Origin of the sequence: Gryllotalpicola kribbensis, assembly GCF_039538245.1 — a bacterium.
GTDB lineage: Bacteria > Actinomycetota > Actinomycetes > Actinomycetales > Microbacteriaceae > Gryllotalpicola > Gryllotalpicola kribbensis.
The window spans coordinates 1-22,776 of record NZ_BAABBX010000002.1 but is presented as its reverse complement, the minus strand read 5'-3'; the positions used below and the strand labels follow the sequence as shown (position 1 = coordinate 22,776).

Genomic DNA, 22,776 nt, shown 5'->3' with positions numbered 1-22,776 from the left:
CCCGCATCTTCTGCACCGCACCGAGAGAGACCCTGAATGACCGACTCCGCCCCCGCGCCCGCCCTCGTCCTTCTACCAGCCGTCGATGTGGCCGGCGGTCAGGCCGTGCGCCTCACGCAGGGCGCGGCGGGCAGCGAGACGAGTTACGGCAGCCCGATCGAGGCGGCGCTCGACTGGGCGCAGCAGGGTGCCGAGTGGATCCACCTCGTCGATCTGGATGCTGCCTTCGGGCGCGGTGAGAACCGCGGCGTCATGCGCGAGGTGCTTCGCGAGGTCCACGGGGTCAAGATCGAGCTGTCGGGCGGCATCCGCGACGACGCCTCGCTCGAGCACGCGCTCGAACTCGGTGCAACGCGCGTGAACCTCGGCACGGCCGCTCTCGAGAACCCGGAGTGGGCCGACTCCGTGATCGCCTCATACGGTGAGGCGATCGCGGTGGGGCTGGACGTGCGCGGCACGACCCTCGCTGCTCGCGGCTGGACGCGCGAGGGCGGCGATCTGTGGGAGGTGCTGGACCGCCTCGAGGCGGCCGGCTGCCGCCGCTATGTCGTCACCGACGTCACCAAGGACGGCACTCTGCGCGGGCCGAACGTCGAGCTCCTCGCTGAGCTTGCGGCGAAGACCGACAAGCCAGTCGTCGCGTCGGGCGGCATCTCGAGTTTGGACGACATCGCGGCGCTGCGCGCACTCGTGCCGAATGGCGTCGAGGGGGCGATCGTGGGCAAGGCGCTGTATTCGGGCCGCTTCACTCTGACCGAGGCGCTGCGTGTCGCAGGGGCCTGAGGCGCACACACCGCGCGGCGCCTCTGACTCCGCGGGCCAGCCGTGGGCGGGCCGCAGCTTCACCCCCAACACCGCGGCAGGCGATGACGGGTCCGCAGACCCGGCGCTCCTGGCCGCGTTGAGCGGATTCCGCGGCGGAACAGCCGGGCCGGAAGCCGTCGTCGAGGCTTTCCGCTCGGCGCGACTGCTCATTCCGCTGCTGGCGCACGCCGGAGACGTCGGCACGGCGCCCGATGGCCACCTCGTCGACAAGACGCAGGAGCTCTCGATCGTGACCGTTGCGGGCCCGGACGGCCGCAAGGTGCTGCCCGCCTTCACCTCGGTGCAGACCCTCGCCGCGTGGGACCCCAAGGCGCGCCCCGTGCCCGCGGCCGGTCCGCGCATCGCCCTGGCGGCGGCGAGCGAGCAGACCGAGCTGATCGTCATCGATCCGGCGAGCCCGACCGAGTTCGTGTTGCGCCGCCCCGCCGTCTATGCGCTGGCGAGCGGCGGTGACTGGACGCAGCCCGACCGCGATCCGGCGGTGCGGCAGGCGTTCGAACAGGCGCTTTCCGGAGAGCCCGACGCCCTGGGCGTCGAGCTTGTGGCGGGAGACCCGGCGCAGCGTCTTGCCGCCGCCGAACTCGTCGTGCGCCTGCGCCTGCGCGACGGATTGAGCCAGCAGCAGCTGGGGGAGCTGGCCGCTCGGGTCTCGGCACGATGGGCTGCCACCGAGGCCATCGCCAACGGGGTCGACTCGCTCGCCCTGCAGCTGCTGCGCGGCTGAGTCGGTGCGCCTAGTGCCGTGCGTGCGCCGACGCGGACGTGGTCGGTGCGGGCGTCGGCGAGCTCGGTGAGCCGGTCGGACTGGCCGAGAGCGTCGGTGCGGGGGAGGCGGACGGGCTCGCCGCGCGGCTCGACGGGGCGGAGCCGCTCGGCAGAATCGGCGACAAAGCGCGCGGTGCGCTCGAGGGCGACGGCACGGGCGCGGACGATCGCGGCTCGGAGGAGCGCGACGGCGCGGACCAGTCCACCCCCGCGAGCGCGGTGCGCGCGAGAGCCTGCCTCAGGGCGGCGCTGTGCTTCGAGTCATCCGTCGACATCACGACATCGAGATCGCCCGACGCGAGATTCCAGGTGTAGGGCACGGTCACGCGCACCGAGGTCACGCCGGGAACGGAGGAGGCGACCATCACCGCATGCGACACCGCTTCCACCGTCGAGCGCGGAACGGGCGTATCGAAGGCGTTCCGGTACTCGATGACGGATGCCGCATGGGCGCCGTTCGCCGGAAGGGACAGCTCGAGGTTGACGCGCCCGTTCTGCAGCTCCTGGGTCATCGCGTAGACGACGTCGGCGCCCTCGTCGGCGGTGGACTCCGGGGTCATACCGACCGCGACGTCGTAGCTGACGGTCTTCGGTGCGGTCTCGGTGGCGACGGTGCTGGTCGCGGTGGCGACGCCGGGCATGGCGTTCAGCGCGGACACGACGCGCTGGAGGCTCGCCAGCTCGCCGGGCACGGGCGTCGCCGCCGCGTCGGGGGACTCGCCGCGCTCCAACTGCGAAGCGGATGCCTGCAGGTAGCGGTGGACCGCGACAGTGCTCAGCACGAGGCCGCCGGCGATCACGAGGGCGACGGAGCAGACGGCGGCGCCGAGCCACCCCAATGCCTGCCGCCTACCCACGTTCCCGACGCTAATGGCGGCGTCTGGGCAGAACCCGGACGCGAGCGCCGAAGCGCCTAGATATCGCCCAGGGGAACCCGGCGAGTCTCAGACGACCGAACCGGTCAGCTTCTCACCGGGGCCCTTGCCCGGCTCATCGGGGATCGGGGATGCCTCGCGGAAGGCGAGCTGCAGGGTGCGCAGTCCGTCGCGCAGCGGTCGCGCATGCTGATCGCCGATGTGCGGGGCGGATGCCGTGACGAGGCCTGCCAGCGCGTCGATCAGTTTGCGCGCCTCGTCGAGATCGAGATCGTCCGCGCCGTTCTCGGCGAGGCCGAGCTTCACGGCCGCGGCACTCATGAGATGAACCGAGACCGTCGTGATCAGTTCCGCGGCGGGCACTTCTGCGATGTCCCGGGTGGCATCCTCGACGTCGTCGCTCATGTCCCTGCTTTCGTGCGTGCTTCATGGGAGCCGTGGGGTCTGGTAGACTCGTTCACTGGCTCCGGTGTCTCAGTGCGCCGGAACGAAAGTGGAATTCTTTCCCACCCGCGTTGACCGCCTCATCAGGTTACCGGGTCGATACCCTCCGCCGGTTCTCCGGTCGGCCGGCTTGCCGGTTACAGGGCCACGGGCTCTTGGGGGTGTGCCGAGTGATTGCACGCGTGAGTGCGCGGGCGTCGCGGTGAAAGTCGTTCTCCTCTCGTTGCCCAGGCAGCCGGAAAACTCTCTAACAGAGGAGCTACGCATCAGCGATCCCCGTACCAATGACCGCATCCGCGTCCCCGAAGTGCGACTCGTCGGCCCCAGTGGCGAGCAGATCGGTGTCGTGAAGATCGAGGTCGCTCTGCGCCTGGCGCAGGAAGCCGATCTCGACCTCGTTGAGGTCGCCCCGAACTCCAAGCCGCCCGTGGTGAAGATCATGGACTACGGCAAGTTCAAGTACGAGGCTGCGCAGAAGGCCAAAGAGGCCAGGCGCAACCAGGCGAACACGATCCTCAAGGAGGTTCGTTTCCGCCTCAAGATCGACAAGCACGACTACGAGACCAAGATGAAGCGCGCCGTCGGCTTCCTCCAGGCGGGGGACAAGGTCAAGGCGATGATCCTCTTCCGTGGTCGCGAGCAGTCCCGCCCCGAGCAGGGCGTCCGTCTGCTCCAGAGATTTGCCGAAGATGTCGCCGAGTTCGGTTCCGTCGAATCGAACCCGACCATCGACGGTCGAAACATGGTCATGGTCATCGGCCCGCTGAAGAACAAGGCGGAGGCGAAGGCCGAGGCCAACGCGCGTCGCGCAGAGGCGAAAGCCGAATCGCGTGCGCAGGACACGAACGACTCGCCGGCTGAGGCAGCTCAGCCCGAGGCGACGAACGAGAAGGAATAAGAAGATGCCCAAGCAGAAGTCCCACTCGGGCGCCAAGAAGCGCTTCAAGGTCACCGGCAGCGGCAAGATCATGAAGCAGCAGGCCGGCATGCGCCACAACCTCGAGCTCAAGTCGAGCCGCCGTACCCGTCGCCTCAACGAGGACCAGGTCCTCCCGAAGAGCGACGCCAAGATCATCAAGCGCCTGCTCGCCAGCTGAGTCCGGCCCGAACGTCTAAGGAAGTAAAGAAATGGCTCGTGTCAAGCGCGCAGTAAACGCCCACAAGAAGCGTCGGACCATCCTCGAGCGTGCAGAGGGCTACCGCGGCCAGCGGTCGCGCCTCTACCGCAAGGCGAAGGAGCAGGTCACCCACTCGCTCGTCTACGCCTACCGCGACCGTCACGCTCGCAAGGGCGAGTTCCGTCGCCTGTGGATCCAGCGCATCAACGCTGCGGCCCGCCAGAACGGCCTGACCTACAACCGCCTCATCCAGGGTCTGAACCTGGCCGGCATCGAGGTCGACCGCCGCATCCTCGCCGACCTCGCCGTCAACGAGCCCGCCACCTTCGCGGGCCTCGTCGAGGCTGCCAAGAAGGCGCTCCCGGCCGACACGTCGGCTCCGAAGGCTGCGTAAGCATCCGTTCGCACAAGAGGCCCGGTCACCCACGTGGTGACCGGGCCTTTTTCGTGCAGTACCTAGACTTGAAGCCGTGCTCGACAATCCCCGCTCTCCGCGTGTGCGCGGCGTAGCCAAGCTCGCGAAGAAGTCCGCGCGTGCGGAGACGGGCATGTTCCTGCTCGAGGGCCCGCAGGCGGCGAGCGAGGTGCTCAGCTACCGGCCCGAACTGATCGTCGAGCTGTACGCGACCCCGACCGCGCTCGAGCGCTACACCGATATCGCCCAGACCGCCGTGGACGCGGGGGTGGACGTCGAGTTCGTCACCGAAGAGGTCCTGAACGCGATGTCCGACACCGTGACCCCGCAGGGCTTCGTGGGCGTCGTGCACCAGTTCCCGACCTCGGTGAAGGACATCTTCGCCGCTGAGCCGAAGCTCATCGCCGTGCTCGAAGAGGTGCGCGATCCTGGCAATGCGGGCACCATCGTGCGCGCGGCCGACTCGGCCGGGGCGGATGCCGTGATCTTCACCGGTCGCACTGTGGACCTCTACAACCCGAAGGTCGTGCGGTCGACGACGGGGTCGATCTTCCACCTGCCGGTCGCCGTGGGCGCGAGCCTCGGCGACGTTGTCGCCCGTGCTCGCGCAGCAGGCCTGCAGGTGCTCGCGGCAGACGTGAAGGGCGAGGACCTTCTGATCGCGCGCCGCGACGACCTGCTCGCGGCGCCGACGGCCTGGGTGTTCGGCAACGAGGCGCGGGGCCTCGCGGACGAGGATCTCGAGCTCGTCGATCGCGTCATCACGGTTCCGATCTACGGCCACGCCGAGTCGATGAACCTCGCGACGGCGGCTTCCGTCTGCCTCTACGAATCGGCCTTCGCACAGCGCAGCTGACATTCCCGACCCATGGTTGGCACATAGCTGGCTCATGGCTACATTGGGGCAATGGCGTCCGACAGCATTGCCGCACCCGTCACCTCGAACATCGCAGTGCGCCGCGGCGAGCCGCTCGTGGTGCTCGACCACGTCGACAAGCACTTCGGCGAGCTGCACGTCCTCAAAGACATCGAACTGACGGTGAACCGGGGCGAGGTCGTGGTCGTGATCGGGCCGAGCGGCTCGGGCAAGTCGACGCTGTGCCGCGCGATCAACCGGCTCGAGACCATCGACTCCGGCACCATCTCGATCGACGGCGTCCAGCTGCCGGAAGAGGGCGCGGCGCTGGCGAGACTGCGCGCCGACGTGGGGATGGTCTTCCAGCAGTTCAACCTGTTCGCGCACAAGAGCGTGCTCGAGAACGTCACGTTGGCGCCGATGCGGGTGAAGCGGATGCCCCGCCGAGACGCGGAGGCGAAGGCGATGGAGCTTCTGCAGCGGGTCGGGGTGGCCGATCAGGCGCGGAAGCTTCCAGCGCAGCTCTCCGGGGGCCAGCAGCAGCGGGTGGCGATCGCGCGGTCGCTCGCGATGAGCCCGAAGCTGATCCTCATGGACGAGCCGACGAGCGCGCTCGACCCCGAGATGATCAACGAGGTCCTCGATGTCATGGTCGGGCTCGCGAAAGACGGCATGACGATGATCGTCGTCACTCACGAGATGGGCTTCGCGCGCCGCGCCGCCGACCGCGTCGTCTTCATGGCCGACGGCGCGATCGTCGAGCAGGCGCCTCCTGCGGAGTTCTTCGACGACCCGCGGTCCGCGCGTGCCAAAGACTTCCTGTCCAAGATCCTGACGCACTGATTCACACGACCTCGCACAAGGAGAGTGAAATGAAACACATCAGGTATGCGGTTCTCACCGTAGCCGTGGCCGCGGCACTGACGCTGAGCGGCTGCACCGACAGCGCCACGCAGAGCTCCGACGGGCCGTCCGTCGCGAAGTCCGCGGACTTCCCGGCCGGCTCGACCATGGCCAAGCTGCACGACGCCGGCGAGATCACCATCGGCACGAAGTTCGACCAGCCCCTCTTCGGGCTGAAAGGCACCGGGGACCCCGAAGGCTTCGATGTCGAGATCGGGAAGCTGATCGCGGCCAAGCTCGGCATCCCGGCATCCGGTATCACGTGGAAAGAGACGGTGAGCGCGAACCGAGAGCCGTTCATCGAGAACGGCACCGTCGATCTCGTGGTCGCGACCTACACGATCAACGACGAGCGCAAGAAGGTGATCTCCTTCGCCGGCCCGTACTTCATGGCGGGCCAGTCGATCCTCGTGAAGGCCGATGACGACTCCATCACGAGCTCGGACGACCTCAAGGGCAAGCCGGTCTGCTCGGTCACCGGCTCGACCCCGGCGCAGAAGCTTGCCGAGATCGGCGCCGTTCCGAAGCTCACCGACGAGTACACGAACTGCCTCGAGCCGCTGCGCAGCGGGCAGGTCGTCGCCGTCTCGACCGACAACGTCATCCTCGCGGGCCTCTCGGCGCAGAACGAGGGCGAGTTCAAGATCGTGGGCAAACCGTTCACCCAGGAGCCCTACGGCATCGGCGTGAAGAAGGACGACGCCGACTTCCGCAACTTCATCAACGACGTGCTCGAGGACTCGTACAAGGACGGCAGCTACAAGAAGGCGTGGCAGGACACGGCGGGCAAAGAGCTGCCCTATGTCGACCCGCCCGCGGTCGACCGGTACTAGGGGCTGTCCTGGACGCGGTCTTCGGCAACCTCCCCGGCTACGCGCAGGGCTTCGGTCAGACGCTGCTCCTGTTCGTGGTCTCGGGGGTCGCCGCCCTCATCCTGGGCACGATCATCGCCATGCTGCGGATCAGCCCGGTGGCATCGGCGCGCGGCTTCGCGACGGTCTACACCGAGCTGATCCGCAACGTGCCGCTGCCCCTGGTGTTCGCGTTCTGCGCCTTCGTGCTTCCGTACCTCGGCTCCCGGCTGCCGTACCTCGTCGCGGCGTTCCTTGCCCTCGCCGTGTACACCTCGCCGTTCATCGCCGAGGCGCTGCGCAGCGGGGTGAACGGTGTGCCGGTCGGCCAGGCCGAGGCCGCGCGCAGCCTCGGGCTCGGCTTCGGCCAGACCGTCGGGCTGATCATCCTGCCGCAGGCGTTCCGCACGACGGTGCCGCCGGTGCTCAACGTGCTGATCGCGCTCGTCAAGAACACCTCCGTGGCGAGCGGGTTCTTCGTCGCCGAGCTGCTCACCTTCGGCAAGCAGCTGGCGAACGCCCGCGGCGATGCGGTGATCCCCGTGCTCCTCGGCATCGCCGTCTGCTATCTCGTGATCACCGTGCCGCTCGGCCTCGTCGCCGGGCGGCTTGAGAAGAAATGGGCGATCCGCCGATGACCGACGTGCTCTTCGACGCCCCCGGCCCCAAGGCGCGGGCCCGCTCTCGGACGCTGTCGATCGTGGGCGGCGTGCTGATCGCGGCCGTGCTCGGCTGGGTGATCTACACGCTCGCGCTGCCTCGCGAGTCGAGCGCCGGTGTCTCGCAGCCGGGAATGTTCGACGCGAGCCGCTGGGACATCTTCCGAGATCTGCAGCTCTGGCGCTCGGTGGGGCAGGGCGTCTGGAACACGCTGCGTGCCGCCTTCCTCGCCGCGGCGATCGCCGTCGTACTGGGTATGGCCCTCTCGCTGCTGCGCAGCGCGCGCACCGCATGGGTGCGCGTGCCGACGATCGTCTTCATCGAGTTCTTCCGCGGCATGCCGGTGCTGCTGCTGATGCTGTTCATCCTGCTCGCCGGCAGCACGGGGGAGTACTGGGCGGTGGTCGCCGCGCTTGCGCTCTACAACGGCACCCTCATCGGCGAGATCCTCCGCTCGGGCCTCGCCGCGCTGCCGGCCGGCCAGCGCGAGGCCGGGCTCAGCCTGGGGCTGCCACCGTTGCAGACACGGCTGCTCATCGAGTTCCCGCAGGCGTTCCGGCAGATGCTGCCGGTGATCGTGGCGCAGCTCGTCGTGCTGCTCAAGGACACCTCGCTCGGCTACATCGTCGGCTACCCCGAGCTGCTGCGCGTGATGCTCAACCAGATGAACGCCTACTACGGCAGCCGCTTCCTGTTCCCGCTCTGGCTCGTCACGGTCATCATCTATCTCGTGATGAACCTGAGCCTGTCGTGGCTCGCTCGCCGACTGGGCAGGGGGCCTCGAGCGCGCCGGTAGGCTTGTTACTCGTGTCAGACTCTCCCGAGCTCAACGAAGAGTCCGTCCGCGCCGCCGTCGCCGCCGCCCTGGCGGCCGTTGCCGCAGCCGACGACTCCGCCGCCTTGAAAGACGTGCGCGCGCAGCATCTCGGCGAGCACTCGCCGCTCGCCCGCCTGAACGGCCAGCTGCGCAGTGTGCCGAACGATCAGAAGGCCACGCTCGGCAAGCTGGTCGGCGCAGCCCGCGGTCAGGTGAACCAGGCGTTCGCCGCGAAGGAGGCCGAGATCTCCGCCGCGGAAGAGCGCGCGCAGCTCGCGGCCGAAGCCGTCGACGTGACGGCTGTGGCTGTTCCGGGGCGCGTCGGCGCGCGGCATCCGCTCTCGCTCATCCAAGAGAAGGTGAGCGACATCTTCATCGGCATGGGGTGGGAGATCGCGGAAGGACCAGAGCTCGAGAACGAGTGGTTCAACTTCGACGCGCTCAACTTCGACGAGGATCACCCGGCGCGTGCCATGCAGGACACGTTCTTCGTCGAGCCCGTCGACAGTCACCTCGTGCTGCGCACGCACACGAGCCCCGTCCAGGTGCGCTCGCTGCTCGAGCGCGAGCTGCCGGTCTACATCGTGGCGCCCGGCCGGGTGTTCCGCACCGACGAGATCGACGCGACCCACCTGCCCGTCTTCAGCCAGATCGAGGGCCTCGCCGTCGACAAGGGCCTGACGATGGCGCACCTCAGGGGAACGCTCGAGCACTTCGCGCGCGTGATGTTCGGCGACGAGGCGAAGATCCGCCTGCGCCCCAACTACTTCCCGTTCACCGAGCCCTCCGCCGAGCTCGACGTCTGGCACCCGTCCGCCAAGGGCGGCGCGCGCTGGATCGAGTGGGGCGGCTGCGGCATGATCAACGCCAACGTGCTGCGCGCCGCCGGCGTCGACCCCGAGGTGTACACCGGCTTCGCCTTCGGCATGGGCCTCGAGCGCACGCTGCAGTTCCGCAACGAGCTGAGCGACATGCGCGACTTCCTCGAGGGCGACCTCCGCTTCTCGCACGCTTTCGGAATGGTGGTCTGATGCGCGTCCCACTCAGCTGGCTCGCCGAGTACGTCGATCTGCTTCCCGGCTCTACCCCTGAAGACGTCCATGCGGCGCTCGTCAAGGTCGGCCTTGAGGAAGAGGCGATCCACCGCTTCGAGCTGTCCGGCCCGATCGTGGTCGGCCAGGTGCTCGAGTTCGTCGAAGAGCCGCAGAGCAACGGCAAGACCATCCGCTGGTGCCAGGTCGACGTCGGCGAGGCGAACGGGGGAGTGCGCGGCATCGTCTGCGGCGCCCACAACTTCGCCCCCGGCGACAAGGTCGTCGTGACGCTGCCCGGCGCGGTGCTGCCCGGGCCGTTCCCCATCGCGGCGCGCAAGACCTACGGCCACGTGAGCGACGGCATGATCGCCTCGGGCCGCGAGCTCGGGCTGAACGACGAGCACGCCGGCATCCTGGTGCTGTCGACGCTCGGCCTCGACCCCGAGGTCGGCTCCGACGCGATCACGCTGCTCGGGCTCGACGACGCGGCCGTCGAGGTCAACGTCACGCCCGATCGCGGTTACGCGTTCTCGATTCGGGGCATCGCGCGCGAGTATGCGCATGCGACCGGCGCGGCGTTCCGCGACCCGGTTTCGCAGGTCGACGCGGATGCCCTGGCCGACGGTTTCCCGCTGGTGATCAGCGACGACGCCCCGGTGCGCGGGAACGTCGGCGCCTCCGTGTTCGTGGCGCGTGCCGTCGAGGGCGTCGACGCGACCCGCCCGACGCCGCCGTGGCTGGCGGCGCGGCTGCGGCTCGCCGGCATCCGCTCGCTCTCGCTGCCCGTCGACATCACGAACTACGTGATGCTCGAGTTCGGCCAGCCGATCCACGGCTACGACCTCGACAAGCTGAGCGGCGGCATCACGGTGCGCCGCGCCCAGCCGGGCGAGAAGCTGACGACGCTCGACGGGGTCGAGCGCGAACTGCACCCTGAGGACCTGCTCATCACGGACGACTCGGGTGCCATCGGCCTCGCCGGTGTGATGGGCGGCGCCGAGACCGAGATGTCGGGAACGACGACGCGCGTGCTCGTCGAGGCGGCGAATTTCGACCCCGTGTCGATCGCCCGCACGGCGCGCCGGCACAAGCTGCCGTCGGAGGCGTCGCGGCGCTTCGAGCGCGGCGTCGACCCGGCTGTCGCCGAGGCGGCCGCGGCCCGCGTGGTGCAGCTGCTCGAGCGGCTCGCCGGCGGCCACGCGGTGCCGCTCGGCGCGCGCATCCACAACGAGGTCGCGCCGCAGCCGATCGCGCTCGCCGAGGGCTACGTTGCACGCCTGATCGGCGTCGATTACGGCGAGGCCGAGGTCGAGCGCACGCTGACCGCGATCGGCGCCGATGTGGCGAAGACGGATGCCGGGTTCTCCGTGACTCCGCCGAGCTGGCGCCCCGACCTGATCGACGCGGCGACGCTCGCGGAAGAGGTGGCGCGCGTCGGCGGCTATGACCGCATCCCGAGCGTCATCCCCGTGGCGCCTCCGGGGCGCGGCCTCACGCGCGAGCAGCAGCTGCGCCGCCAGGCGGCGTGGGCACTTGCGGGCAGCGGGCTCACCGAGGTCGTCGCGATGCCCTTCGTCACCGCCGCGCAGAACAACGCATTCGGGTCGCCGACGGGCGAGCCGGTGCCCGCGGTGAAGCTCGCGAATGCGCTCGACGCGCGTGTTCCGTTCCTGCGCACCTCGCTGCTGCCGGGGCTGCTCGATATCGCCCAGCGCAACCTGTCGCGCGGCCTCACCGACCTCGCGATCTACGAGCTCGGCCTCGTGTTCCGGCCGGTGGCGGGCGTGCGCTACGGCGTCGACGGCCTGCCCATCGGCAACGCGCGGCCCGACGAGGCGACCCTCGCGGCGCTGAACGCCAGCATCCCCCCGCAGCCCCGTTACGCCGCCGGCCTGTTCCTCGGCAACGCGTCGCCGAAGCAGCCGGGCCACGCGGCCGTTGCGGCCGGACTGTCCGACGCGCTCGCCGCGGTGCGCACGCTCGGCGCCTCGGTCGGCGTCGAGATCCACGTGCGCCAGGGTGCGCACGCGAGCCTGCACCCGGGCCGCACCGCAGAGCTCTTCGTGCAGACGGCCGGGGGCGAGGAGAACGTCGGCTACGCCGGCGAACTGCTGCCCGCGCTCGCAGCCGAGCTCGACCTGCCGCGCGTGGTCGCGGTCTTCGAGGCCGATCTCGGCAAGCTGATCGCGGCGTCGCCCGAGCAGCTCGAGGTCGCCCCCATCTCGTCGTTCCCGGCGGCGACGCAGGACCTGTCGCTCGTCGTGCCCCGCGATCTGCCCGCGGCCGATGTGCTGCGAGCCGTCGTCGAGGGCGCGGGCGCGCTGCTCGAGCACGCCCAGCTGGTCGACGACTACCGCGGCCAGGGCGTACCGGCCGACGCGAAGAGCCTCACCTTCGCGCTGCGCTTCCGTGCAGCCGACCGCACCCTCACGGCGGCCGAGGCGAGCGAGGCGAAGCTCGACGGCGCGGCCCTCGCGGGGGAGCGCTTCGGGGCGACGGTTCGCGAGTGAGCCCGGGCGCCCGATATGCTGACCGCATGACTTCCGTCCGCCGCACCGCCGTTGCGCCTCAGGGTGCGCGACGCGTGCTGCGTCGACGTCTTCTGGCCGGCCGAATCTCGGCGGCGCTCGCGTAACCGTCACCACTGTCGGTTCCACGCAGGCGTCGCCGTGACAACGATTCCGTCGCCGTCCAGATAGAACAAGGTGGAACCAACCATGACGTACACGGTCGCCGTCGCCGGAGCATCCGGCTACGCCGGCGGGGAGGTCCTGCGGCTGCTCGCGGGTCACCCGGAACTCGAGGTGACGACCGTCACCGCCTCCTCGAACGCGGGAAAGAAGCTCGTCGAGCTGCAGCCGCACCTGCGCTCCTATGCGCACCTCACCCTGCAGGAGACCACGGCCGAGGTCCTCGCGGGCCACGACGTCGTCTTCCTCGCGCTGCCGCACGGGGCATCCGGCGCGATCACGGCGCAACTGCCCGACGACGTCGTCGTCATCGACTGCGGCGCCGACCACCGCCTCACCGACGAGGCGGCGTGGGCGAAGTTCTACGGCGGCGAGTTCAACGAGCCGTGGGCCTACGGCGTTCCCGAGCTCGCGGCGGGTGACGGCAAGCTGCGCGACCGGCTCGTCGGCGCGAAGAAGATCGCGGCCCCCGGCTGCAACGCGAGCGCCGTGTCCCTCGCCATCGCGCCCGGCTTCACGGCCGGCCTCGTCGAAGAGGACGTGGTCGCGGTCCTCGCCGTCGGCCCTTCCGGCGCGGGCAAGAACCTCAAGGTGCCGTACCTCGCGAGCGAGCTGCTCGGCTCGGCGAACCCCTATGGCGTGGGCGGCGGTCACCGGCACATTCCCGAGATCGTGCAGAACCTCAAGCTGGCGGGCGCGACCGAGCCGAGGGTGTCGTTCACCCCCGTGCTCGTGCCGATGGCGCGGGGCATCCTCGCGACCGTGACCGCGCCCCTCAAGCCGGGAGTCACGGCGGCGCAGGTGCGCGAAGCCTGGGAAGCCGCATATGCGGGCGAGGCCTTCGTACAGGTGCTGCCTGAGGGCGTGTGGCCGCGCACCGCCGACGTGCTCGGCGCCAACACGGCCCTCATCGGCGTCACCGTCGACGAGGCGGCGGGCAAGGTCGTCGCGATCATCGCCGTCGACAACCTCGTCAAGGGCACGGCCGGCGCCGCGATCCAATCCGCCAACATCGCGCTCGGCCTGCCGGAGGGCACGGCCCTGACCACGAACGGAGTCGCCCCGTGAGCGTCACAGCCGCCGCAGGATTCCTCGCCGCGGGCGTCCCAGCCGGCCTCAAGTCGACGGGCAAGCCCGACGTCGCGCTCGTGCGCAACCTCGGCCCGCTCCAGAACGCGGCGACCGTGTTCACGAGCAACCGCTGCCTCGCGAACCCCGTGCTGTGGAGCAAAGAGGTGATCAAAGACGGCACGGTGTCGGCGATCGTCCTGAACTCGGGGGGCGCGAACTGCTACACGGGGGCGCAGGGCTTCCAGACCACGCATGCCACGGCCGAACGCGTCGCCGAGCTGCTCGACGTCTCCGCAGGCGACGTGCTCGTGTGCTCGACCGGGCTCATCGGCGAGCAGCTCGACCTCGCGAAGGTGACGTCCGGTGTGACGGATGCCGCGGCTGCGCTTTCCGGCACGGCAGAGGGCGGTCAGGCTGCGGCCGAGGCGATCATGACGACAGACACGGTCGCCAAGCAGGCCGTGCGCACCTCGCCCGCCGGCTGGACGATCGGGGGCATGGCCAAGGGAGCCGGCATGCTCGCTCCCGGCCTCGCGACGATGCTCGTCGTGATCACGACCGACGCAGTGCTCACGAGCGCCCAGCTCGACCGCGCCCTGCGCGCGGCGACCGCCGTGACGTTCGACCGGCTCGACTCCGACGGCGCGATGTCGACCAATGACACGGTCGCCCTGCTCGGCTCGGGCGCGAGTGGCGTCGAGGCCGACGAAGCAGAGTTCGCCGCGGCGCTCACCGAGGTCTGCCAGAGCCTGGCCGAGCAGCTGCAGAGCGATGCCGAGGGGGCATCCCACGACATCGCGATCCGGGTCGAGAACGCGGCCAGCGAGAGCGACGCGGTCCAGGTCGGCCGTGCAGTCGCCCGCAACAACCTCTTCAAGGCGGCCGTCTTCGGCAACGACCCCAATTGGGGCCGCGTCCTCGCGGCCGTCGGCACGACCTCGGCCGAGTTCGACCCCTACGACGTCGACGTCTGGTTCAACGGCATCCGCGTCTGCGCGGCGGGCCAACCAGACCAGCCGCGCGATCTCGTCGATCTGACACCGCGCAAGGTCGACATCCGCATCGACCTCAAGGTCGGCGGTGCCGCCGCGACGATCCTGACCAACGACCTCACGCACGACTATGTGCATGAGAACAGCGCGTATTCGAGCTGAGGCCATGGCAGACGACACCCTCACCACGATCGATCCAGACGACGACGAGATCGTCGCCGCACGCGAGGAAGCGCTCGAGAAGACCGCGATCCTCATCGAGTCCCTTCCCTGGCTCGGCAAGTTCCGCGACAAGATCGTCGTCATCAAGTTCGGCGGCAATGCGATGGTGCGCCCCGAGCTGCAGCGCACTTTCGCGGAAGACCTCGTCTACCTGCGCTACGCGGGCCTGCGCCCGGTCGTCGTGCACGGCGGCGGCCCGCAGATCTCGGCGATGCTCGACAGGCTCGGCATCGAGAGCGAGTTCAAGGGCGGCTACCGGGTGACGACCCCCGAAGCGATGGAAGTCGTGCGCATGGTCCTGACCGGCCACATCAACCGCGGCATCGTGCGCTCGATCAACGACCTCAATCCGACCCTTGCGCTCGGCATGTCCGGCGAGGACGCGGGCCTGTTCACCGGCCGCAAGCGCGGAGCGATCGTCGACGGCGTCGAGGTCGACCTCGGGCTCGTCGGCGATGTGATCGCCGTCGACCCCGAGGCGATCCTGACCCAGCTCGACGCGGGCCGCATTCCGGTCGTGTCATCCGTTGCGCCCGATGTCGACGTGCCTGGCCAGTCGCTGAACGTGAACGCGGATGCCGCAGCCGCGGCCCTGGCCGCGGCCCTCGGCGCCGAGAAGCTGGTCATCCTCACCGATGTCGCGGGCCTCTACCGCGACTGGCCCGATCGGTCATCGATGCTCACGAGCATCCCGGCCGACGAGCTGCGCGAGCTGCTGCCCGGCCTCGAGTCGGGCATGATCCCCAAGATGTCGGCCTGCCTGGACGCGGTCGACGGGGGAGTCCCCAAAGCGGCCATCATCGACGGCCGCATCCCGCACTCGATCCTGCTCGAGATCTTCACGCAGCAGGGGATCGGAACGGAGGTCACCCCGTGAGCGACCAGAACGCGACCACGCCCACCGCCCAGCCCTGGCAGGGCCGCTACGAGCACGACCTCGTTCCCACCTTCTCGACGCCTCCGCTGCTCATTGAGCGCGGCGAGGGCGCCTGGGTGTGGGATGCCGAGGGGGAGAGGTACCTCGACTTCCTCGGCGGTATCGCCGTCAACTCGCTCGGCCACGCGCACCCCGTGCTCATCGAAGCGGTCACCCGCCAGGTGTCGCGGGCCGCGCACATCTCCAACCTGTTCGCCTCCGCGCCCCAGCTCGAGCTCGCCGAACGGCTCAAGCGACTGACGGGCGCAGGCGACGCCGGGCGCGTCTTCTTCGCCAATTCCGGCACCGAGGCGAACGAGGCGGCATTCAAGCTCGCCCGCCTCAACCGCGGCGACGGCTCGAGGTCGCGCATCATCGCGCTGGAGAACGCCTTCCACGGCCGCTCGATGGGCGCGCTCGCGCTGACGGGCAAGGCATACATGCGCGAGCCCTTCCTGCCGATGGTTCCCGGCGTCGAGCACATCCCCGCGACGCTCGAGGCGCTGGAGGCGGCGATCGACGACGCGGTCGCGGCGCTCTTCGTCGAGCCGATCCAGGGCGAGGCCGGCGTGATCGAGCTCCCAGAGGGATTCCTCAGCAGAGCACGCGAGGTGACACAGCGTCACGGCGCACTGCTCATCATCGATGAGGTTCAGACGGGTGCGGGCCGCACGGGTGACTGGTTCGCGTTCCAGCACGAGGGCATCACGCCCGACGCGATCACCCTCGCGAAGGGCATGGCCGGCGGCGTGCCGATCGGCGCACTCGTCACCTTCGGAGCAGCGTCGCAGCTCTTCCACACGGGCCAGCACGGGTCGACATTCGGCGGCAACCCGCTGGCGACCGCGGCAGCCGGTGCGGTGCTCGGCGAGATCGAGAACGCCGATCTCGTCGGCAACGCGCGAGTTCGCGGCGAGCAGCTGAAGCAGCTCATCGCGGGGCTCGACTCGCCGTTGGTCGCAGGCACCAGGGGGCGCGGTCTGCTCGTCGGCATCGCGCTCGCAGAGCCCGTCGCCGAGCAGCTCGTCCGCGCCGCGCGGGAACACGGCCTCCTCATCAATGCGACCCGCCCCGACAGCATCCGGCTTGCCCCTCCGCTCATCGTCGGCGACGCCGAGCTCACTGCATTCCGCGAGCGCTTCGGCGCCGCGCTCGCCGACGTCGCCGCCGCGCCCTCGACCACCGCCCCGACCGAGAAGGTGAACGCATGACCCGCCACTTCCTCCGCGACGATGACCTGTCACCGGCCGAGCAGGCCGAAGTGCTCGACCTCGCCGCGGCGCTCAAGGCCGACCGCTTCAGTCGCAAGCCGCTTGAGGGGCCGCAGACGGTCGCCGTGATCTTCGACAAGACATCGACCCGCACGCGCGTCAGCTTCGCCACCGGCATCGCCGATCTCGGCGGGAATCCGCTCATCATCAATCCCGGCGAGGCGCAGCTCGGCGCGAAGGAGTCGATCGCCGACTCCGCGCGCGTTCTCGAGCGCCAGGTCGCCGCGATCGTCTGGCGCACCTACGCCCAGTCCGGGCTCGAGGAGATGGCGGAGGGCACGCGCGTTCCCGTCATCAACTCGCTCTCAGATGACTTCCACCCCTGCCAGATCCTCGCCGACCTGCAGACGATCCGAGAGCACAAGGGCGCGCTGGCGGGGCTGACCATGAGCTACATCGGCGACGGCGCAAACAACATGGCGCACTCGTACCTGCTCGGCGGTGCGACCGCCGGAATGCACGTGCGCGTGGCGACCCCAGCCGGCTTCCCGCCGCGCGCCGACATCCTCGCGGACGCCGAGCGCATTGCCGCGACGACGGGCGGCTCCGTGGCCGTCACCGACGACCCCGCGGCGGCGGCGGGCGGCGCGGACGTGCTGGTCACCGACACCTGGGTCTCGATGGGGCAGGAGGACGAGAAGGCAGCACGCGTCGAGGCGTTCTCCGGTTTCACGATCGACGCGGCGCTGATGGCCACGGCCAAGCCTGACGCGATCTTCCTGCACTGCCTGCCGGCCTACCGCGGCTACGAGGTCACCGCCGACGTCATCGACGGTCCGCAATCCGTCATCTGGGACGAGGCGGAGAACCGCCTTCACGCGCAGAAGGCGCTGCTCGCCTGGCTGCTTGCACAGAACGAGAAGGAGCGAGCGGATGTCTGACGACGTCAACCGCGCGGGGGAGGCCGGCGCGCTCTGGGGCGGCCGATTCGCGGGCGGTCCTTCGCCTGAGCTCGCGCGGCTGAGCAGGTCGACGCACTTCGACTGGCAGCTCGCGGGCTACGACCTGGCCGGCTCCCGGGCGCACGCACGTGCCCTGCATCGGGCCGGGTACCTCGACGACGGCGAGCTCGACGGCATGATCGCCGCCATCGACGAGCTGCAGCGCCGCGTCGATGCGGGCGAGTTCCTGCCGGCGGCATCCGACGAAGACGTGCATTCGGCGCTCGAGCGCGGCCTGATCGAGATCGCGGGCTCCGAGCTCGGCGGCAAGCTGCGAGCGGGCCGCAGCCGCAACGACCAGATCGCGACGCTGATCAGGATGCTGCTGCGCGACCACTCGGCCGAGCTCGCGCGCCTGCTCGTCGACCTCATCGACGCACTCGCCGCGCAGGCCGAGGCGAACTCGACGGCGATCATGCCGGGGCGCACGCACCTGCAGCATGCGCAGCCCGTTCTGCTGGCGCACCACCTGCTGGCCCACTGCTGGCCGCTGGTGCGCGACCTCGAGCGTCTCGACGATTGGCGCAGGCGTGCGGACGCCTCGCCCTACGGCTCCGGCGCCCTCGCGGGCAACACCCTGGGGCTCGACGCGAAGCTCATCGCCGACGAGCTGGGCTTCGCGGCCGTCGCGCCGAACTCCATCGATGCGACGGCAGCACGCGACATCGTGGCCGAGTTCGCCTTCGTCACGGCGCAGGTCGGCATCGACCTCTCCCGCATTGCCGAGGAGATCATCCTCTGGAACACGCGCGAGTTCGGTTTCGTCACGCTCGACGACGGCTATTCGACCGGCTCGTCGATCATGCCGCAGAAGAAGAACCCCGACATCGCCGAGCTCGCGCGCGGCAAGGCGGGGCGGCTCATCGGCAACCTGGCGGGGCTGCTCACGACGCTGAAGGGCCTGCCGCTCGCCTACAACCGCGACCTGCAGGAGGACAAGGAGCCCGTCTTCGACTCGATCGAGACCCTCGAGATCCTTCTGCCCGCGTTCACCGGCATGGTGGCGACGCTGCACTTCCACACCGACCGCATGCGCGAGCTCGCCCCCGAGGGGTACTCGCTCGCGACCGATGTCGCCGAATGGCTCGTGAAGCAGCACGTGCCGTTCCGTGACGCCCACGAGATCACGGGGCTGCTGGTCTCCTTCGCGGAGTCGCGCGGCATCGGCCTGGAAGAGGTCGACGACGACGCGCTCGCCCGCATCTCGCCGCACCTCACCCCCGCGGTGCGCGAGGTGCTGACGGTCGAGGGCTCGGTCGCGAGCCGTGACGGCATCGCCGGCACGGCGCCGGCGCGCGTCGCCGAGCAGCGCGCGCTGCTCGCCGACCGGGTGCGTCAGGTCACCGCGCGCATCGGGGCGACGCAGGAGGCGCTGTGATGGCCCGCTTCACGCTCGACAACACCCCGCGCCCCAAGAAGGCCATGCGGCCGTGGCTCTGGTACACGATCCTCAGCGTCGCCGTCGCGATCATCGTCGCGGGGGTCATCGTGACCTATGCCGTCGGCGGCAGCGTCTTCTGACGTGGTGGACGCAGGCCGATTCGCGCCCGACCGCGACTTCTTCGCGCGCCCCGCGACCGAGATCGCGCCCCTGCTGCTGGGTGCACGGCTGACACACGAATCGGATGCCGGGAAGGTGGTGCTTCGCCTCACCGAGGTCGAGGCGTACCTCGGCGACGAGGCCGACCCCGGCTCGCACGCTTTCCGCGGCCGCACCCGCCGCAACGGCGTCATGTACGGGCCTCCCGGCTTCGTGTACGTGTACTTCACCTACGGCATGCACGTGTGCGCGAACATCGTGTGCTCGCCGGAAGGCTCCGCGTCAGCGGTCCTCCTGCGCGCGGCCGAGGTCGTCGAAGGCGAGCCCCTGGCGCAGGCGAGACGTGGCACGGTCCCTCCGCGGGATCTCGCCCGCGGGCCGGCCCGGCTCACCGTCGCGGCAGGCATCCGGCTCGACGAGAACGGCTCGGACGCTCTGGCACCGCCCTTCGGCCTCGAGCTCGAGCCGCATCCGCCGGCCTCTCTCGCCGGGCCGCGCGTCGGTGTCTCCGGCGATGGCGGCGGAGAGGCGTACCCGTGGCGCTTCTGGGTGGCCGGCGATCCGAGCGTCTCGGTCTACCGAGCCGCGCAGCGACGTCCGGTTACCAGACGAGATGGGCGAGCGCCCCGCACACCGCCGCCCAGCCGAGGCTGACGAACGTTCCGATGATGAAGCGCTCCTGCGCCTCCGAGGCGCCGAGCTCGCTGAATCGGCCGACGCCCTTGATCGCGATCACGACGGCGATCGCCTCTGGCACCCCGGCGAGCAGCGCGGCCGTCGTGGCGACCCTTTCGAGGATGCCGATGGTGAGGCCGCCGCGCAGGACCTCGCGCTTCCCCTCGCCGGCCGCCGCGTCGCGCGGAGAGATCAGGATGCCGCCGGCCTCGCCCTCGACCTGACGGGTCGCGAGCGCCAGCACGGTCTTGACCGCGGGCGACCCGCCGAATGCCGAGATGGCCACGGCGCCGAGCGCGATCACGGCGCCGAGCAGCGACGGCCCGTGCGGGTGCGGCAGTCCGACCATCACGACCGCCACCAGGAGGAACGCGGCCGCGGCGATCACGGCCCAACGGCTGCCCTTGACGGCGAGCGCCGAGAAGACGACGCCGCCGGCGACGACGAGGGTGAGAACCGCCCAGAACAGCACGGTCAGAATGAGTCCCGGTCCGGCGTAGCTCACTGCTCACGGCTCCTGTCTCGTCATGAGGTCGGTCTGCTCCAAGAGCCTAGTGAGCGCAGGAATCGCCGCCAGCTCGGCCTTGATGTTGGCCGCTTTGGCTCGCGCGCTCGCCGCGGGCGCCGAGATCCCGAGCTTCGCCGCGGCCTCCGCTTGGTTCAGTCCGGCCGCGAGAAGGTCGAAGAGCTCCCACCCGGCCTCCGAGCGACGCTCGCGAACGATGAGCAGCAGGCCGAGCAGCGCCTCGGCGTCGTCGGCCCGCTCGCTGTCGCCGCTCGGCTCGCGCTGCGATTGGACGGCGAGCCGGATGCCTGCCCGCTTCGCCCTCGTCGCGGCATCCCGCGCCGCGAAGAACGCCGGCCCGCTCGCCTCACGAGTGGCCTCGGGCAGGGGCGTGCGCACCGGCCCGATCCCGATCCCGACGTGGAACTCGCGCGACCGCGTGAGGTCGAGGGTGATCGCGAGCGCCGCATCCGCGTCCGCCGTCAGCACCTGCAGCTCGTCCCCGGCGGTCCGATCGGCCGGCAGCGCAAGGCGCTCGCCGTAGACGGCGTCGATGCGCTCACGCGCGGCGCGTACGAGGTCGTCACTGGTGCGGGAATCCACTTGATCCGCGGTGATCACGAACATCGCACCCCTTAAGGCCACAGGCCTAATCGATATTGCATAAAGCCTATATCCTTAACCAAGTGCGAATCTAGGCTCAGGCCGGAATTCCTCCGGCATGCCGCTGGTACCGTTGACCGCGTGTCAACGCCTGAGATCCTGGCCGCGCAGCACAACGATCCGTCGTTCGAAACCATTTGGGACGAGATCGTCTGGCGCGGGCTCATTCATGTCTCCACCGACCAGAGCGAGCTGAAGCAGCTGCTGTCAGGCGAACCGATCACGTATTACTGCGGCTTCGATCCCACGGCGCCGAGCCTACATCTCGGGAACCTGGTTCAGCTCCTGCTGCTGCGCCGCCTGCAGCTCGCAGGCCACAGGCCACTCGGCCTCGTCGGCGGATCAACGGGGCTGATCGGCGACCCGCGCCCGACGGCCGAGCGCACGCTGAACACCAAAGAGACCGTGGCCGAATGGGTCGGCTACCTCCAGGCGCAGGTCTCCAAATTCCTGAGCTTCGAGGGCGACAACGCCGCGAGCCTGGTGAACAACCTCGACTGGTTCGGGCAGCTGAGCGCCATCGACTTCCTGCGCGACATCGGAAAGCACTACCGCGTCGGCGCGATGCTCAAGAAGGACGCCGTGGCGGCTCGGCTCAATTCGGACGCCGGCATCTCGTACACCGAGTTCAGCTACCAGATCCTCCAGGGGCTGGACTTCCTCGAGCTCTACCGGCAGTACGGGTGCGTCCTGCAGACCGGGGGCAGCGACCAGTGGGGCAACCTCACGAGCGGCACCGATTTGATCCGCCGTGTCGAGGGAGTGGCCGCGCATGCCATCGGCACGCCCCTGATCACCAACAGCGACGGCACCAAGTTCGGCAAGAGCGAGGGCAACGCGATCTGGCTCGACGAGAATCTCACGAGCCCTTACGCGTTCTACCAGTTCTGGCTCAACACCGAGGATGCCGACGTGATCGAGCGGCTGAAGATCTTCACGTTCCTGTCGCGCGCCGAGATCGAGCGGCTGGAGCAGGCGGTCGCCGATGCGCCGTTCCGCCGCGAAGCCCAGCGAGCGCTCGCCCTCGAGGTGACGACGCTGGTGCACGGTCCGGATGCCGCGAACGCCGCGATCCTCGCCTCCCAGGCTCTCTTCGGCAACGGCGATCTCGGCGCTCTCGACCTCGCCACGCTCGAAGCGGCGCTCCGCGAGCTGCCGACCGCTGCCGCCCAGCCGTCCTCCCTCGTCGCGCAGCTGCTCGTCGACACGGGGCTCACCACGAGTCTGTCCGAGTCGCGACGTGCCATCGCGCAGGGCGGCGTCTACGTGAACAACGTGAAGATCGATGACGACCAGGCGACGATCGGCGCCCGGCTGATCGCCGGTCGTCTGGCTGTTCTTCGGCGTGGAAAGAAGACCCTCGCGGGCGTGGTCGTCCCCGGGTAGCGGACGACACGCCCGGGATGCGGGCCTGATTTGAGCAGTCGCCCGCATCCACGTAAATTACTTACTTGTCACCCCAAAGGTGCGGCTGAGCTGCTCAGCTCGCCGGCCTCAAGCGGGACCTCATCACAGCACTTCGAAGGTCACTTGTCTGACCTGAGTTGAGTGCCTAAGATGGGAAGCCCACACCGGCTCCCGACCGCGTCACGCGGCCAGCGAAGAGCATCGAGTGTGGTAGCTTTGGAAAGTTGCCCCGGTGCGACGGCCGCAAGGTCTAGGCCGGGTGCGTACGGTCCTTGAGAACTCAACAGCGTGCACATTGTCAATGCCAATTTCCCTGGCAC

At 69.6% G+C, this 22,776-nt stretch carries 25 protein-coding genes; 21 read left to right on the top strand and 4 right to left on the bottom strand.

Annotated features, from left to right (window positions below):
* The first annotated feature begins 36 nt into the window (after positions 1–36).
* On the top strand, positions 37–783 hold the full coding sequence (gene priA / locus ABD716_RS01330; RefSeq protein WP_344773004.1) for a bifunctional 1-(5-phosphoribosyl)-5-((5-phosphoribosylamino)methylideneamino)imidazole-4-carboxamide isomerase/phosphoribosylanthranilate isomerase PriA: 747 nt from the start codon (positions 37–39) through the stop codon (positions 781–783).
* A complete protein-coding gene (locus tag ABD716_RS01325) occupies positions 767–1,549 on the top strand; it encodes an SseB family protein (protein WP_344773002.1) in 783 nt (260 codons plus the stop codon). Before priA ends, ABD716_RS01325 begins: the two co-directional genes overlap by 17 nt.
* A gap of 10 nt (positions 1,550–1,559) precedes the next feature.
* On the opposite strand, the gene ABD716_RS01320 is transcribed toward ABD716_RS01325, so the two are convergent.
* Positions 1,560–2,447 (bottom strand): hypothetical protein, encoded by an 888-nt coding sequence (locus ABD716_RS01320; RefSeq protein ID WP_344773000.1) that lies wholly within the window; start codon positions 2,445–2,447, stop codon positions 1,560–1,562.
* Between the two features lie 87 nt (positions 2,448–2,534).
* Complete coding sequence (locus ABD716_RS01315) at positions 2,535–2,870, bottom strand: DUF1844 domain-containing protein (RefSeq protein WP_344772998.1); 336 nt, start codon at positions 2,868–2,870, stop codon at positions 2,535–2,537.
* A 346-nt stretch (positions 2,871–3,216) separates the two neighbouring features.
* Here ABD716_RS01315 and infC point away from each other — a divergent pair, with 346 nt between their 5' ends.
* The 18 genes from infC to ABD716_RS01225 all read left to right on the top strand — a co-directional run bounded on the left by infC (position 3,217) and on the right by ABD716_RS01225 (position 19,860).
* On the top strand, positions 3,217–3,807 hold the full coding sequence (gene infC, locus ABD716_RS01310) for a translation initiation factor IF-3 (protein WP_425553366.1): 591 nt from the start codon (positions 3,217–3,219) through the stop codon (positions 3,805–3,807).
* Positions 3,808–3,811: 4 nt separating this feature from the next.
* Complete coding sequence (rpmI, locus tag ABD716_RS01305) at positions 3,812–4,006, top strand: 50S ribosomal protein L35 (protein ID WP_344772996.1); 195 nt, start codon at positions 3,812–3,814, stop codon at positions 4,004–4,006.
* Between the two features lie 31 nt (positions 4,007–4,037).
* A complete protein-coding gene (rplT, locus tag ABD716_RS01300) occupies positions 4,038–4,421 on the top strand; it encodes a 50S ribosomal protein L20 (RefSeq protein ID WP_344772994.1) in 384 nt (127 codons plus the stop codon).
* 76 nt (positions 4,422–4,497) lie between these two features.
* Positions 4,498–5,298 carry a TrmH family RNA methyltransferase gene (locus tag ABD716_RS01295; protein WP_344772992.1) on the top strand — a complete coding sequence of 267 codons (801 nt, stop codon included), beginning with the start codon at positions 4,498–4,500 and terminating at the stop codon, positions 5,296–5,298.
* Between the two features lie 51 nt (positions 5,299–5,349).
* The gene (locus tag ABD716_RS01290; RefSeq protein ID WP_344772990.1) at positions 5,350–6,141 is read left to right on the top strand and encodes an amino acid ABC transporter ATP-binding protein; all 792 of its coding nucleotides are present in this window, start codon (positions 5,350–5,352) and stop codon (positions 6,139–6,141) included.
* A gap of 29 nt (positions 6,142–6,170) precedes the next feature.
* Positions 6,171–7,034 (top strand): glutamate ABC transporter substrate-binding protein, encoded by an 864-nt coding sequence (locus ABD716_RS01285; protein ID WP_344772988.1) that lies wholly within the window; start codon positions 6,171–6,173, stop codon positions 7,032–7,034.
* Positions 7,035–7,042: 8 nt separating this feature from the next.
* Complete coding sequence (locus ABD716_RS01280; protein ID WP_344773301.1) at positions 7,043–7,690, top strand: amino acid ABC transporter permease; 648 nt, start codon at positions 7,043–7,045, stop codon at positions 7,688–7,690.
* The gene (locus tag ABD716_RS01275) at positions 7,687–8,508 is read left to right on the top strand and encodes an amino acid ABC transporter permease (RefSeq protein ID WP_344772986.1); all 822 of its coding nucleotides are present in this window, start codon (positions 7,687–7,689) and stop codon (positions 8,506–8,508) included. Before ABD716_RS01280 ends, ABD716_RS01275 begins: the two co-directional genes overlap by 4 nt.
* An 11-nt stretch (positions 8,509–8,519) precedes the next feature.
* Positions 8,520–9,560 carry a phenylalanine--tRNA ligase subunit alpha gene (gene pheS / locus ABD716_RS01270; RefSeq protein WP_344772984.1) on the top strand — a complete coding sequence of 347 codons (1,041 nt, stop codon included), beginning with the start codon at positions 8,520–8,522 and terminating at the stop codon, positions 9,558–9,560.
* On the top strand, positions 9,560–12,073 hold the full coding sequence (pheT, locus tag ABD716_RS01265; RefSeq protein WP_344772982.1) for a phenylalanine--tRNA ligase subunit beta: 2,514 nt from the start codon (positions 9,560–9,562) through the stop codon (positions 12,071–12,073). Before pheS ends, pheT begins: the two co-directional genes overlap by 1 nt.
* A gap of 207 nt (positions 12,074–12,280) precedes the next feature.
* The gene (gene argC / locus ABD716_RS01260; RefSeq protein WP_344772980.1) at positions 12,281–13,321 is read left to right on the top strand and encodes an N-acetyl-gamma-glutamyl-phosphate reductase; all 1,041 of its coding nucleotides are present in this window, start codon (positions 12,281–12,283) and stop codon (positions 13,319–13,321) included.
* Positions 13,318–14,478, top strand: a complete 1,161-nt coding sequence (gene argJ / locus ABD716_RS01255; RefSeq protein WP_344772978.1) for a bifunctional glutamate N-acetyltransferase/amino-acid acetyltransferase ArgJ — start codon at positions 13,318–13,320, stop codon at positions 14,476–14,478. The genes argC and argJ overlap by 4 nt, the downstream gene beginning before the upstream one ends.
* Before the next feature lie 4 nt (positions 14,479–14,482).
* A complete protein-coding gene (gene argB / locus ABD716_RS01250; protein WP_344772976.1) occupies positions 14,483–15,415 on the top strand; it encodes an acetylglutamate kinase in 933 nt (310 codons plus the stop codon).
* Positions 15,412–16,665, top strand: a complete 1,254-nt coding sequence (locus ABD716_RS01245; protein ID WP_344772974.1) for an acetylornithine transaminase — start codon at positions 15,412–15,414, stop codon at positions 16,663–16,665. Before argB ends, ABD716_RS01245 begins: the two co-directional genes overlap by 4 nt.
* Positions 16,662–17,606, top strand: a complete 945-nt coding sequence (gene argF, locus ABD716_RS01240) for an ornithine carbamoyltransferase (RefSeq protein WP_344772972.1) — start codon at positions 16,662–16,664, stop codon at positions 17,604–17,606. The genes ABD716_RS01245 and argF overlap by 4 nt, the downstream gene beginning before the upstream one ends.
* On the top strand, positions 17,599–19,044 hold the full coding sequence (gene argH / locus ABD716_RS01235) for an argininosuccinate lyase (RefSeq protein ID WP_344772970.1): 1,446 nt from the start codon (positions 17,599–17,601) through the stop codon (positions 19,042–19,044). The genes argF and argH overlap by 8 nt, the downstream gene beginning before the upstream one ends.
* Positions 19,044–19,187, top strand: coding sequence for a hypothetical protein (locus ABD716_RS01230; RefSeq protein WP_344772968.1), 144 nt, complete (start codon positions 19,044–19,046; stop codon positions 19,185–19,187). Before argH ends, ABD716_RS01230 begins: the two co-directional genes overlap by 1 nt.
* Complete coding sequence (locus tag ABD716_RS01225) at positions 19,162–19,860, top strand: DNA-3-methyladenine glycosylase (protein WP_425553365.1); 699 nt, start codon at positions 19,162–19,164, stop codon at positions 19,858–19,860. The genes ABD716_RS01230 and ABD716_RS01225 overlap by 26 nt, the downstream gene beginning before the upstream one ends.
* Here the strand turns inward: ABD716_RS01225 and ABD716_RS01220 are convergent.
* Positions 19,808–20,386, bottom strand: coding sequence for a hypothetical protein (locus ABD716_RS01220; protein WP_344772964.1), 579 nt, complete (start codon positions 20,384–20,386; stop codon positions 19,808–19,810). The genes ABD716_RS01225 and ABD716_RS01220 overlap by 53 nt on opposite strands.
* A gap of 3 nt (positions 20,387–20,389) precedes the next feature.
* Positions 20,390–21,013: a DNA-binding protein gene (locus ABD716_RS01215; protein ID WP_344772962.1), complete on the bottom strand. Its 624-nt coding sequence runs from the start codon at positions 21,011–21,013 to the stop codon at positions 20,390–20,392.
* A 117-nt stretch (positions 21,014–21,130) separates the two neighbouring features.
* Here ABD716_RS01215 and tyrS point away from each other — a divergent pair, with 117 nt between their 5' ends.
* Positions 21,131–22,435, top strand: coding sequence for a tyrosine--tRNA ligase (gene tyrS, locus ABD716_RS01210; RefSeq protein ID WP_344772960.1), 1,305 nt, complete (start codon positions 21,131–21,133; stop codon positions 22,433–22,435).
* Positions 22,436–22,776: the final 341 nt, after the last annotated feature.

Excerpts from the sequence above, each read along its gene's own strand:
- pheT (WP_344772982.1), top strand. The coding sequence starts at position 9,560 with ATGCGCGTCCCACTCAGCTGGCTCGCCGAGTACGTCGATCTGCTTCCC.
- argB (WP_344772976.1), top strand. The coding sequence starts at position 14,483 with ATGGCAGACGACACCCTCACCACGATCGATCCAGACGACGACGAGATC.
- ABD716_RS01215 (WP_344772962.1), bottom strand. The coding sequence starts at position 21,013 with ATGTTCGTGATCACCGCGGATCAAGTGGATTCCCGCACCAGTGACGAC.
- ABD716_RS01315 (WP_344772998.1), bottom strand. The coding sequence starts at position 2,870 with ATGAGCGACGACGTCGAGGATGCCACCCGGGACATCGCAGAAGTGCCC.
- rplT (WP_344772994.1), top strand. The coding sequence starts at position 4,038 with ATGGCTCGTGTCAAGCGCGCAGTAAACGCCCACAAGAAGCGTCGGACC.
- argC (WP_344772980.1), top strand. The coding sequence starts at position 12,281 with ATGACGTACACGGTCGCCGTCGCCGGAGCATCCGGCTACGCCGGCGGG.
- argH (WP_344772970.1), top strand. The coding sequence starts at position 17,599 with ATGTCTGACGACGTCAACCGCGCGGGGGAGGCCGGCGCGCTCTGGGGC.
- rpmI (WP_344772996.1), top strand. The coding sequence starts at position 3,812 with ATGCCCAAGCAGAAGTCCCACTCGGGCGCCAAGAAGCGCTTCAAGGTC.
- priA (WP_344773004.1), top strand. The coding sequence starts at position 37 with ATGACCGACTCCGCCCCCGCGCCCGCCCTCGTCCTTCTACCAGCCGTC.
- ABD716_RS01290 (WP_344772990.1), top strand. The coding sequence starts at position 5,350 with ATGGCGTCCGACAGCATTGCCGCACCCGTCACCTCGAACATCGCAGTG.
- ABD716_RS01285 (WP_344772988.1), top strand. The coding sequence starts at position 6,171 with ATGAAACACATCAGGTATGCGGTTCTCACCGTAGCCGTGGCCGCGGCA.
- ABD716_RS01230 (WP_344772968.1), top strand. The coding sequence starts at position 19,044 with ATGGCCCGCTTCACGCTCGACAACACCCCGCGCCCCAAGAAGGCCATG.
- ABD716_RS01225 (WP_425553365.1), top strand. The coding sequence starts at position 19,162 with ATGCCGTCGGCGGCAGCGTCTTCTGACGTGGTGGACGCAGGCCGATTC.
- argF (WP_344772972.1), top strand. The coding sequence starts at position 16,662 with ATGACCCGCCACTTCCTCCGCGACGATGACCTGTCACCGGCCGAGCAG.
- ABD716_RS01275 (WP_344772986.1), top strand. The coding sequence starts at position 7,687 with ATGACCGACGTGCTCTTCGACGCCCCCGGCCCCAAGGCGCGGGCCCGC.